The sequence below is a fragment of the Paenibacillus spongiae genome (assembly GCF_024734895.1).
Taxonomy (GTDB): domain Bacteria; phylum Bacillota; class Bacilli; order Paenibacillales; family Paenibacillaceae; genus Paenibacillus_Z; species Paenibacillus_Z spongiae.
The window spans coordinates 2,040,428-2,052,763 of record NZ_CP091430.1 but is presented as its reverse complement, the minus strand read 5'-3'; the positions used below and the strand labels follow the sequence as shown (position 1 = coordinate 2,052,763).

The 12,336-nt window shown below is 50.4% G+C and carries 10 protein-coding genes; all 10 read right to left on the bottom strand.

Annotated features, from left to right (window positions below; all coding sequences use genetic code 11):
• Positions 1–133 precede the first annotated feature (133 nt).
• The 10 genes from L1F29_RS09335 to L1F29_RS09290 all read right to left on the bottom strand — a co-directional run bounded on the left by L1F29_RS09335 (position 134) and on the right by L1F29_RS09290 (position 12,294).
• Entirely contained in the window at positions 134–1,240 is a 1,107-nt protein-coding gene (locus L1F29_RS09335) for a cellulase family glycosylhydrolase (protein ID WP_258388049.1), read from the bottom strand.
• A gap of 377 nt (positions 1,241–1,617) precedes the next feature.
• Positions 1,618–2,661 (bottom strand): LacI family DNA-binding transcriptional regulator, encoded by a 1,044-nt coding sequence (locus L1F29_RS09330; protein ID WP_258388048.1) that lies wholly within the window; start codon positions 2,659–2,661, stop codon positions 1,618–1,620.
• A gap of 114 nt (positions 2,662–2,775) precedes the next feature.
• Entirely contained in the window at positions 2,776–3,807 is a 1,032-nt protein-coding gene (locus L1F29_RS09325) for a cellulase family glycosylhydrolase (protein ID WP_258388047.1), read from the bottom strand.
• Between the two features lie 83 nt (positions 3,808–3,890).
• Entirely contained in the window at positions 3,891–4,838 is a 948-nt protein-coding gene (locus L1F29_RS09320) for a carbohydrate ABC transporter permease (protein ID WP_373876534.1), read from the bottom strand.
• 89 nt (positions 4,839–4,927) lie between these two features.
• On the bottom strand, positions 4,928–5,839 hold the full coding sequence (locus tag L1F29_RS09315; RefSeq protein ID WP_258388045.1) for a carbohydrate ABC transporter permease: 912 nt from the start codon (positions 5,837–5,839) through the stop codon (positions 4,928–4,930).
• A 3-nt stretch (positions 5,840–5,842) separates the two neighbouring features.
• On the bottom strand, positions 5,843–8,431 hold the full coding sequence (locus L1F29_RS09310) for a DUF5696 domain-containing protein (protein ID WP_258388044.1): 2,589 nt from the start codon (positions 8,429–8,431) through the stop codon (positions 5,843–5,845).
• Between the two features lie 13 nt (positions 8,432–8,444).
• Positions 8,445–9,065, bottom strand: a complete 621-nt coding sequence (locus L1F29_RS09305) for a Yip1 family protein (RefSeq protein ID WP_258388043.1) — start codon at positions 9,063–9,065, stop codon at positions 8,445–8,447.
• On the bottom strand, positions 9,055–10,515 hold the full coding sequence (locus L1F29_RS09300; protein WP_258388042.1) for an NHL repeat-containing protein: 1,461 nt from the start codon (positions 10,513–10,515) through the stop codon (positions 9,055–9,057). The genes L1F29_RS09305 and L1F29_RS09300 overlap by 11 nt, the downstream gene beginning before the upstream one ends.
• A gap of 11 nt (positions 10,516–10,526) precedes the next feature.
• Positions 10,527–11,396: a carbohydrate ABC transporter permease gene (locus tag L1F29_RS09295; RefSeq protein WP_258388041.1), complete on the bottom strand. Its 870-nt coding sequence runs from the start codon at positions 11,394–11,396 to the stop codon at positions 10,527–10,529.
• Between the two features lie 4 nt (positions 11,397–11,400).
• The gene (locus L1F29_RS09290; protein ID WP_258389648.1) at positions 11,401–12,294 is read right to left on the bottom strand and encodes a carbohydrate ABC transporter permease; all 894 of its coding nucleotides are present in this window, start codon (positions 12,292–12,294) and stop codon (positions 11,401–11,403) included.
• Positions 12,295–12,336: the final 42 nt, after the last annotated feature.

The window sequence follows — 12,336 nt, the reverse complement described above, 5'->3', positions numbered from 1 at the left end:
AGAATATTCTTCCTGCTCCGCTCTTTATGCCTATTTCGTTCAATCTATTCAGCATTGAAGCCGATTCGAACCCGGGCCGCTATTCGTGAGTCATTCGTGCTGAGTATGTTCGGTGCGATGGCGGCTGCTTTCGTCACATTCCCTGCTTCTCGTACCAGTTAAAATTTCGAAGCACTTCGGCCACCGCTCTGTGGGAACCGTCCGGGCCTAGCATCGTATGTATTTCTTTGCTCCCCGGGTGGCCATAGTTCCAGATCAACGCCCCTGCATAGCCTTTGCTTCGCGCATTCGCAAGAAAGCGGGCTGCCGCATTCTTCTGGATCTCATCGTCCCATGCATCCGTCGATTGCCCGTATTCTCCCAGCAAAACCGGCTTATCAACCCCCAGTGAAGCGGCATCGGGCAATTCGCCGTCATCTCTATAATCATGAAAATCATAGAAATCAAGCCCCAGGCCGCTAAACTTACCTGCCGCGATATTGCGCCAATTATGCCAGCCGGATGTGCTGGTGACGAGCCGGGCGGCGTCCTCCTCATGGACCGCATCGGCATTATCCTTGATGAAGCTGCGAACCACCTCCCAATCCGTCCCCTTATCCGACCAATTCCCCGTATCGCCCCGAACTTCGGAATCGGCCTCATTCATAATATCGAAGGCAAAGATTCGATCATTGCCTTTATATCGGCTGACGATTGTCCGGACGGCCAAGTCGATATAGGCCTTTCTTGCCGGGGCATCGGTAACGATATTAAATTTCTCCGTATGCACCAGACTGCCCGACAGCGTTAAATATAAATAAATATCGTGCTCTTCCGCCAAACGAACGATATCGTCCAGATTTGATATAAAAGTAGGATCGACACCCGCCACGTAACCGTTCTCATCAAAGACTAAGCCTTCCAAATTTTCGAAGAGCCAGATGCGTACGACATTCAGATTCAATCCGCTCATATCGGAGAGATAAGACGACATGTTATCGGATCGATAGGCAACACCCCAGCTCGGATGGAGAGTATTCGGCCCGATATCATGGTCGAATTGTCCGTCCAGCCAAGCCAGATTCGCTCCGTGGACGTACCTGTATTCGTCTCCGATTTTTAGCAATCCGCCGGATGCCGCAACCACTTCCATCGGTTCGATCACAACGGATTCATTCCATTGATTGACCATCTGCCAGCTATAGAATCCGATTACTGCAACCATAAGGAGTCCGAAAGACGCGTATAGGCCTATCTTCATCGTTCCCTCCGCTTCCATTAATGGATACCGACATGTCGGCAACAAGTCGATTATTCAATCATTCATTTCTATTTATGTAATATTTTTCTATAAAATTTAAGGAGAAGCATATAATCGTTAGCGTTAACTGTCAACGATTATTTATAAAATATTTCTTTGTGGATTTCCTTGAGGATACAGCAAAATGGGCAGGGAAAAAGAATGTCATTCATCGTTGCTATGCCGTATTGATGAATCAATCAAGCAGTAAATAAAGCTAACAGCCAGTGCAGGAAGAAAATTGACCGACTGTTAGCTTTAATTTCCCGAAGCTTCGGCACATACTTTGTAGGAAACGACGTGGTGAAGGAGGCAGGATGACCGTATGACGACGCGGGTTATCTGGATGAAGCCGCAGTAGAAGCTCGAATCATAAGGTCGCCGGAGAGCAATATTTTCTCAATCGGAAAATCCGGATTATCCAGTCTCCACAATAAGGTTTGCACGGCGCGCAGACCGAGTATTTCTTTCGTCACATTGATCGTCGTGAGACCGGACTCCAACGTATTCTCATTGTTATCGAATCCGGTGACGGAACAGTCCTGCGGAACCCTTAGATTCATGTGCTTCAAAACGTCCATAACCATTAAGGCTATGGCGTCGTTCGCGCATACAAGAGCCGTCGGCATGTCGCCTTCATTGAATTTTCTGGTCAACACATCCAGAATGACATCGAATGCTTCTCCATTCAGCTTGAGCAATTCCTCCGACTGCTGCACCGGCACTTCGCTTTCCTCCAAGGCCGTCCGATACCCGATCCAACGGTCGGAGAAGCTTCGCGAAAATTGAATGTTTCCGATGAACTGCATCTTGCGGTGGCCCAGCCCTAATAAGTAGTGCGTCATCTTCTTCATACAATCGAAATTATTAATAAACAGCGTGTCCGAATCGATTACCGCATCCTCATGATCGACGAGCACGAACGGAGTATCGGTTCCTCTAACCTCCAGCAGCAGCGACGTAGAAGCCCAACCGATCCCTATTATGCCTAGCAGGTCCTTCGGATCGATAATTTTCGCGAAATTATCGATCGTATGCTCCGTAATGGTAATCATTCCGAACCTGTGATCCTGAAGCCCTCTTACGACCCCATCCAATACTTTGCCCCAGTACAGCGACTCTTTGATTTGATAACGGACGTTGGGAAACAGTACGGCGACAAACCGTTTATCGTCACGGCCTTCGCTTGCTGATTCCGCCCTTCTGTCCCTCACTTCCGACTGTATTTTTTGCGACTTATAGCCCATCTGGTGGGCGGTTTGAATAATCTTCTCTCTCAGCGCTTGGCTAACTCCGCTTTTTCCGGACAGCGCCTTGGACACAGCGAATTTCGAGACACCGACTGCATCAGCGATCTGTTGAATGGTGATTTTCTTGGACATGTATAATTCCACTCCATCTGTTAGTGTTGTTAGTTAGTTGCGATAACAATTATAACACTCTATGTCTCCTGTTGTTAATGGAATGGTTGTTAACGCCGCCGCCCTCGTCCCCCTTCAGCTTTTTGAAGGGTGACGCGGCAGCGGTGAGTTATTTAGAACCGTTTGCCAAGTGAGAGGAGTGCCTGGGTTTACATCGTAGCTATGATCGACAATTTCAGGGCCGAAATTCCATAAGGCAACTCCTGCAAGCTCATACTGACGGGAAGTATCGTACACCGTTTGAAAATAGTCGGCGCGAGCCGCATCGCCCATGGACTGCTGTTTACCGAACTCTTCGTTCAATAACGGCTTATTATGGTCTTTCGCCCATTGCGCCACAGTTGGCACCGTAATGTTTAAATCTCCTTCCGAATACACATGCACCGCTGCAATATCAATGTTTGGCGCGCTAAAAATGGCTTCCCAATCCACGCCGGAGTTCCAATCCAAATAAGAAAGCCCTCCGGATGATATGAGTTGTTTCGGCGCTGATTGATGCAACCTATCGCTTGCTTGGGTAAAGAAATCGGTTAATTGCTGGGTTGTAGGACGCAGCGGTTCACTTCCGTTAGGCGCATCAGGCTCTCCTGCCAATGCATAGTAGGCAATGGCCTTTTCTTTCGCATATCTCTGACCGACAAAGTCCAGGAACGCATTCCAATCGTTCATGTCATAGGGGAATTTCCCTTGATTCTTTAACAAATTTCTGTATGTGGCAAGATCCAGAATGACTCGCAATCCTTTGGCTTCCGCCTGTTGGATCACATAATCGACATTATCCCACACGATCGAATCGTAAGGATCCTGCGTATCCAAATGCAGAAAGTCCAGAACTCGTACCGTATTCAATTTTGCATCGACAGCCACTTGCAGCTGTTCATCGATATAATTCCGGAACTGGCTGTTCTTCCAGCCTATGCCCCCGCTCTGATAAATCGATGCCCCGTAGAGATACCATTCTTTTCCTTGTTGATACAGCTTGGTGCCCTTTGCTGTAATAAAGCCGGGGGCCGAAGAAGCGGACGAACAATATAGCGGAGCAGATACCGTAAGAACCATGACCAGAATAACCAGGAATAACGACTTGCTCTTGAGATTACGTTTCATTATGATCTAACCTCTTTCTATTTTTAATATCTGGCGGAAAATCATTTAATGCCAGCCTGCATCCTTCCACATCGGCGGAACGTCTAACCCACTACCCCTGTACGCTCCACGCTTTCCACGAAAAACCGCTGAACGAACAAATAAAGAATAATAAGCGGAGCGATCGCAAGCAGGATGCCGCTATCGACTATCATGGACAAATAGCGGGGATCGATCTTCGCGTTCGGATCGCCCCCCAGCAATGCCGCTAGCGTCTTCTCCGTATTGCTGCCAAGCATCGTAATTTCCATGGACATGACATGCGATTGATTCATAAAGGTTGCGGTCATGAACGTGTCGTTCCACTGCCACACGAAAGCGAACAGCATGACGGTGACGAGAGCGGGCACGGCATTCGGCAGCATGACGCGGAAGAAGGTCCGGAAGACGCCGCAGCCGTCGATCAAAGCGGCTTCCTCGATTTCCTTGGGCATCCCTTTGAAAAACTGCCTGAAAATATAGATATACAATCCTGATTTCAGCCCATTCGCCGTCATGGACATCACGAGCGCCGGCCAGTACGTATTAATCAAGTTGATTCCGCTCTTCCCCGTGAACAGCTGAACAAGTCCGAGCACGTCAAATTCCTTGAAATGCAAGTACAGGGGCACCATCAAGGTTTGCGGAGGGATCAGGATCGTCATAATCACGAGAATAAACAAAAAGCTGCTGCCCCTGAACGACAATCTCGCGAATCCATAGCCGGCTAGCGCCGCCGCAACGGTCTGCAGAATCATCGTCGATGAAGACAACAGGAACGTATGCAGAAGCGTGACCGGATAGTTCATAATGTCAAAGGCATATTTCAAATTGGTCAGCGTGACATGATGAGGAAGCCAGATGATGTTCGGGACATAGATATCTTCCTGGCTCTTAAAGGCGACCGATAATTTAAGGAGGATCGGATACAAAATGGCATAGCAGATCCCGATAATCAATAATGTCCGAAAGATTACCCAGACCCACGTCTTCTGCTTCTCGAACTGAATCATAAGAAAATCTTGTTTATTGAATTTATAATTGATTCGATAGCCGCTCTCTTTGCCCTGGCTTTGCATAGCATCTCTTCCTTTCGCCGCGTTCAGTCGTTATAGAACACTTTTCTCGATACCAAGTAACCGATGATTGCAAGGATGATTCCCACGACAATGGAATACATCCAAACCATCGCAGAGCTGAGTCCGAAATTAAGAGACTTGAAGGCCGACTCATAGATGATGCGCGTCATCTGGTTATCCGAGAAGGAATCGATGATCGTATAGATGACGTTGGTTAGGATTAAAGGGCTGACTAACGGAAACGTAATTTTCCAGAACATCTGATAGCCGGTAGCGCCTTCGATTTTGGCCACTTCGTACAAAGAACCCGAAATCGACTGCAGGCCAGCCAGGAAGATGAGAATCTGGACCCCGGAATTGCTAATGATTTGATAAATTTGATCGACGGCGTTCAGCAGGTAATTGACGAACGTGGGGCTTATGCCCGACTCTACCAGGAAATCGCCCAGCTCCCGGCTCGACATCAGCTGGCCTGTCGACGCTCCGATATCGCTTGCGCCCCCCGAAGTAACGCTTATCATCAGCTGATTCATCAGGCTTCCCGCTTCCGCTGCGGCAACGGCCCCGGAAGCCAATATAACCGGGAGGAAGAAGATGGCGCGGACGAGCCCTCTCCCCCAGTATTTCTGATTCACCAATGTTGCCGAGAATAAGCTGAAGAACAGAATAAGCGGAACGTTCACGATCATCCCAATAACGGAATCCGTCAAGATGCGGTTAAAGTCGGCATTAACCCATAACGCTTCTTTATAATTATGGAAGCCGACAAATTCCATCGTATAGCCGAGCGGGTTTACCTTCAGCTGGCTGAAGCTGAATTGCAGCGATTGAAACAACGGCACAGCAAACAGGAACAGGAATCCCAGCAGCCAGGGCATTATGAACAGGACGCCCGATAAGCTTTTCTTCTGACGTATGGTCAGCTTTCTGTTCATGCGTTACCCTCCTACCGCGTAATTATGCGCGTCTACCGATATACCGTCCACCGTTACCGGCCGATCGGTGTAGTTTACGATAACGGCCTTGTTATTCTCATAAGTGGTGACATATACGCCTTCCTTAACCTTGCGGTGTCCGGTCATCCGCTCGTACTGAACGCCCTTCAAGGCGTCGTTCACTTTGCCGTAGACGGTCTTGGCCTCCTCCAGCCAAGTCTTGTAATGCGCGGAATACAGCGTATTGAACCTCGTATCCTTCACCGCCGAGGGCTCGTCGAACATCCACGAGAACCGGACGTTAGCGCCATATTCAATCGCTTTGAGCATATTAAGCTTCATATCCTGATCATCGGCCAGATTGAACGGCTTGCCGGCATAAGATACGAAACCGTGGACAACCATCTGATAGAATGGAACGGCTTCATCCGTTATGTTGAATCGCGAGTCCGTAAGCGGCGCATCGACGACATTGCGAATATACGGAAGCGCATAGGCGTTCCCGCCGGCAACCAGCAGATCGGGAACCTGCGGGCTAATCTTCTTCAATTGGTCCGCATTTATAATGGCCGACTGCTGCCTGTCGATCACCTCTTCATCTCTGTAATCCGGATTTAGCTCGGCCCCCATATCCCGCAAGGACAAGCCTTCAATTCCAAGGCGATTGTAATGCTTCAGGAATTGATCCACGTATGCAGGCAGCCTGGATGGAGACAGCAAGTAATAGCTGCCCAGGGCCGGATTAAGCCGAAGCGAAGACAGATCGTACGGATAGCTCTGAATGACGTTTCGGGTAATATACCTGGATGCGTCCTTGGAAGGCGAGAACCCTCTCGTATCATGATAGACTCTTAGGAAAGCCGCATCAGGGTAGAAATCCATTTCGTTTTCTTCCATATATGTCGCCAGCTCGCGGAGCCCCGATTGCCCGCCAAGCTCCCGGTCCACTTTAACGGTTGTCGGCAAGGTATGGTTCACGCCGTCATTGAACCAACCCGCATAACGCAGCTTGATGTTCCCGATGCCGCCTTCCTTCATCTCCTGCAGAATTTGCCTGGCTTGCCGGAAGGTCGTCAGCGGTTTGTCGACTTCATACGGAATGCCCAGGAATGACTGCCGCTTCGGTATCGTACCGGTCAAGTCCAGAAAGAACGGAATATTCCCCTGGCCTTCCAATTGCTTCATATCATAGGTCCGAACCAAATAATTCTGATACGCTCTTGCCATTCCGTCGTAGCCGGCATCCATCCCGCTGAGAAAACCGTACCGGACGGATAATTGGCCATGAATCCGTCTTGACTGCATGATCGTCACATAATCGAAGGATTGCCCGTTGCTGAGCGGAAGCTCGTCAAAATTGCGGATATTGAAGCTGCCGTAGACATAATTATAGGAATTCGTTCGCCCGCTTACTTCGGCGTTGACGTTGGCGGCGGCCGCCCCGTTTTCAATGATGCCGTACATGCCGTAATCGCCGGCTTTCAACCCGAATACGGGCAGACGCGCGACTTCGCTGTTCTGCTCTTTGAACCGTTTGCGGATCGCTTCATCCGAACCGTAAACCGGCTGGGAATAGATATCGTCATTGAATTTGCCGTTATTCAGATGAATAAGGCTGCCTGAGCCGTCCGGCACCAGCATATAGCCGCGTTCGCTTACGCCTGCCGCCCCGAAGTATTTGAGCAGCGCGATCTCGGTAATCACATTGTTGCCGGGCTCCATCATCTGTTCCGAATCGATTGCGACAACCAAGTGCCCGCCGTCCAGCCGGTATTCGACCGGCACGGTAAACACCGGCTTATCGCCCTCTCCGCTGCCTTCAATTCCGTTCTCCTTGTTGTCGGCGGCCAAATCGTCCGGCGTGTATCCCGCTTGCTCGAACGCATCGACCACCCGCTTCAGTACAATTTCACTGTTGATCGATTGATCGAACCGTTCGTATACGCTGCCGTTGTCCTGGAGCTCGTATTTCCGGTACACATATTTCGCCTTCGCCTCATCCGCTTTGGCCATGAATTGATCCAGCCGTTCCTTGGAGATCAGCTTGGGCAGCACATCGATTCCTTTGGACGTATCGCCCAACGTGTAGACGATCCGGATTCCTTCCGGTGCATCCTCGATCTGGAACTGATTGTTCTTCACGCTGTCGTTAAAGCTTAACAGCGTCTTCTTGTTGCCGATACTGTTCATATACGTCAATGTAAACTGGGATCCAAGACTCTCTTTCTCGAAAGGGGATGCCTTGGAATCAAGCTCCGTATCCTGCGGATTCGAATACCAAAAATGCTTGGATCGTTTATCGTATACGGCGATCTCCGCGCTGCTCCTGTTCAGATACAGAGCAAGCTGCCCGTTCTCATCCGCCAGCTCCATCCTTTGAGGGGGGATCACACCCAGTTCCGATACGGATTGCATAGCCTCTTCATCGGGGCGTTCGGCAGACGCTGAAGCAGCCGCTTCGGTGCGGACCGGCTTCCATTCGGCCTCAGCTTCAATGGTCCGATCCGAGACAGGAGCAAGCAGGCTGACGGCCGCAATGACCGCCAAGCAGGCGGAAGCCGCCGAAAGCATTCGTTTTAGACCGATGCGCATGCCCTCTCCCCCTTTACGACCAGAATATAATTTCCCGATAGATCGTCTGAAAGAAAAAAATCACTTGTTGGATTAAACTGAAAAACAGCAAGCCAAGAAATAGGATAATCCCGATGACGACTACGGTCAGCAGCATCGTGACAATCGTCTTGCCGGGAGTGTACTGGTGTATGGTCATCATGCCGACGAACGCGAGCCATAGAAACCATCCCATTGCAATCAGATTAAAGAAATAATAGAAGGCCACTTCCTGCCCGTTCATAAAATTGCTGACCAGCGTATTCGGCAAATAGACGAGAACGAGCGGCATAACGGCGTAGCCGGTCGCCATCATGATTTCCGTAAATTTGCCTTCCCCATCCATCAGCGCCGTCAGCGACCAATTGGACACGCACCATAGGAAAAACGGGAACACGATGAATTTCAATTCATCGATGCTGTTCAAAAACCGGGGATCCTCATAATTGACCAGGAACCCGGCGTACTGCCTGCGCAATATTTCGGCGATGACCAGTATAAACAAAATACCGTATGCGATTTTCAGGCGCCCTTTATTCTCGTACTTGAGCTCCCAGAAGCAGTGAAAGGGCCGGAAGATCAGACGGAAGGGAAAGGCTAGAAGCTCAAGCTTCATGGGATATCGACCTCCTGCTCTTGAATCTTCTATATGCGTACCATGCAGCGAACGCAGCGCCCAGCAGGGCCACCGCCGTAAAAGCAGCCCCCAAATTCTCCTGCAGCATCTGCTTGCGGTATCTTGAATACGCGACGGCATAATATTTGCGGTTCATGCCCAGCTCGAAGTTTCGCATCGCTTCTTTATAGTCGTGCTCCCGCAGCGAAGCCTTCCCAAGACCGATGTAAGCTAAGTCGTAATTGGCGTTCAGTGCAAGCACCTTCCTCCACTCCTCCGCCGCTTCCTGCTCCCTGCCCTCATAATGAAGCTGCGTCGCCCGATTGACGAGACCGCCAAACCGCGTCGGCGAGAAAACGGAGATGCGGTTATGGCCGGCATCGAGCACAAGATATTGATCGCGGATTTTCTCCAAAGCCGTCGGCGTTTTGAACGTTCCCCGGACGCTGCCGATTTGTCCGAATATATAGAGCAGATTTCCCTCTTCGTCATAGGTGAAGATCCGTCCGCGAAGCGAGTCCAACGCACTGTAGGTTCCGTCGCTTCCAGCCTTGATATCCGAAAATTGAGAGGGACCCGATTGAAGACCGGACAGCGGAAACAGCAAGTCGCCGCTAACGCCGAAATATCCGTACCGTTTAAGCACATCGCTTCCCGAAGGGTTCAGACGTTTGATTGGATTATTCACATTCTTATCGATGTTGGTCGTGAAGACGAAATCCTTCGCATCCATATCCATATTCGTGAATTCCGTCGGTACGAACAATGCCATCTGGGCCCTCTGCGCTTTCGTTGACACCATCTTCCAGAAGTAATCCGTTACGTTGGCCGTAACCGTGTTCGTCCCCAGGTACCCGATGAACGCACCGCTCGAATCGATTTGCATGATTCCTTCGAATACCCCTTTGGCCACGATATAGACGCGGTCCGCACGGTCAACGGCAACCTTCAGCGGGTTGAAGGCAAAATCCTTCGGAAGCACATCGGATACGGGCCGATCGATCTGCTTGATGTATTCTCCCTCCGATGTCAGCATAACGACCCGTTTATTATCGGAATCCGCGACATAGAGCGTGCCGTCCGGCTTGACGAAGATCCCGGTCGGTTTATTGAATCCATCCCTTTTGCCGCTGCGTTCAAATTCCGAAATCGTTCGGATTAGCTTCCAGTCGGCGTCGAGGACGACGATCCGGTTATTCCCCGTATCGGCGATATAGATCAGCCGGTCTTCCGAAACGAACATATCCTGCGGAGAATTTAAGCCGCCGATATCCAGATCTTCGCCCGAGATGACCTTGGAAGGCAGATAAGGAGCCGGTGCCGGAACGGCTTCCTCCCAGTAGGAATAGTTGTAGCTGTCATAAGGGGCCGCTAATATCGAGGGGCTGCCCGTTCCGGTCAGCAAGACCGCTATCGCCAGAAGCAGAACCATTCTTATCGTCTTCATCATAGCCGCCCCCCTTAATCCTTCATGCCCGATGTCGCCATCGTTTGGATAATACGGCTTTGCGAGAAAACGAACAGCGTGATCGGGACCGACATCAGCATTAAAGCAACGGCTGCGCCTGCCCCGGCCCTCGCGATGCCGCCTTGAATAATTTGCCCCAGCGCATAATGAAGCGGCTTGAGCTGCTCGGCATAGATGAAGCCGCCTCCGTCCGTCCCCCACAGCAATTGAAACAGCAGAATGACCAGCGTTAACCATGCGGGCTTCACGTTCGGCATGACGATGCTCCAGAAGATCCGATACTCGCTTGCACCGTCGATCTTGGCGGCTTCCAGCAGCGCATCGGGGATTTGCTCCATGAACTGCTTCATCAAATACAGACCTAGCGGATAGGCGAAGGCAGGGATAATAACCGCCCAATAAGTATCCACCCAGTCAATCCACGACATGATCATGTAGTTGGGAATAGCCGTAACCTGGGACGAAAACATGAGTGCCAGCACAACGATGCTAAACGCCAATCCCTTCCCGGGAAATCGATGCTTAGCCAGCGGATATGCCGCCGCCGATGCCAGCAGCACATGACCTACGGTACCTGCGCCTGTAATAAATAACGTATTGTAGATGTATCTGGAGAAGGGCACCCACGAATCCGTCATGAGATGGAACAAGTCGCTAAAATTCGACAGTGTCGGATGGATGACGAAGAACCTGGGCGGAAACAGGAACAGCTCGTCTAATGGCTTGAAAGCGTTATTGATTGTATATATCAAGGGCAGCGCCATAAACGCTCCGATTACGGCAAGCAGGAAGAACAACGACAAATCCCCGAACAGCGAGCGGTTGACCCTCTTGGAACGAAGCTTCCATGCAGCTGTCTTCATGGGTCTACTCACCCACTTTTCTCAGTAATTTTTGAACAATCAGGTTGGAAGCGACCATGATGACGAACAGCACGGTAGCGATCGCCGAAGCATATCCCATCTCGAACCGGATCGTACCGAAGTCGATCAAATGGGTCACGATCGTCTCTGCGGCATAATTGACGCTTGGAAATCCGGCCATGTTCATCGCCACGTCCGCCACGGCGAATGAAGTCGTAATTTGGATAACCGCTCCGAACATCAGCTGCGGCCGCATCGACGGAAGCGTAATATACCACAGCTCCTGCCACCGGTTCTTGACGCCGTCTACGGCTCCGGCCTCCAATAATGTGCGATCGATCGTCTGAAGCCCCGCAATAAAGGCGAGAAACCCGGTGCCTAAGCTCAGCCATAGCTGGACGAGCATGATGATCGGCAAAATATATTGGGGGTCCTTCAACCATTGAATCGGCTCAAGCACAAGGCCCAGCTTCATTAATATTCCATTCACATAGCCGTACCGGTCGCCCGAGAATATCGTTTGCCAGATGAAATAGATGTTGCCGGAAATCGACGGCGCGTAGAAGATGAGCGTCATAACCGCTCTTACCTTCGGCCTGAGCTCGTTAATGAGCCAGGCAAAGAAGAAGCAGGCGATATAGCTGAGCGGACCGGTGACCGCCGCGAACAGTATCGTATTTTTCAATGCGATAATGAACACTTCATCGTCCGTAACGAGGCGGATATAATTTTGCCAGCCGACCCAAACCGGAAATTCCAGCATATTGAAGTAAGTAAAGCTGATCAGAAGCGATATCATGACCGGTACGACCGTAAACAGGATGAACAACAGAAAGTAGGGACCCATCAAGATATAGGAATGCCGGTGTTTGGAAATTGCACTGAAGATGCTTTCCATCCGGGTCGGCCTGCTTGCTGAAGGCCGGGTAATCGGTACTTC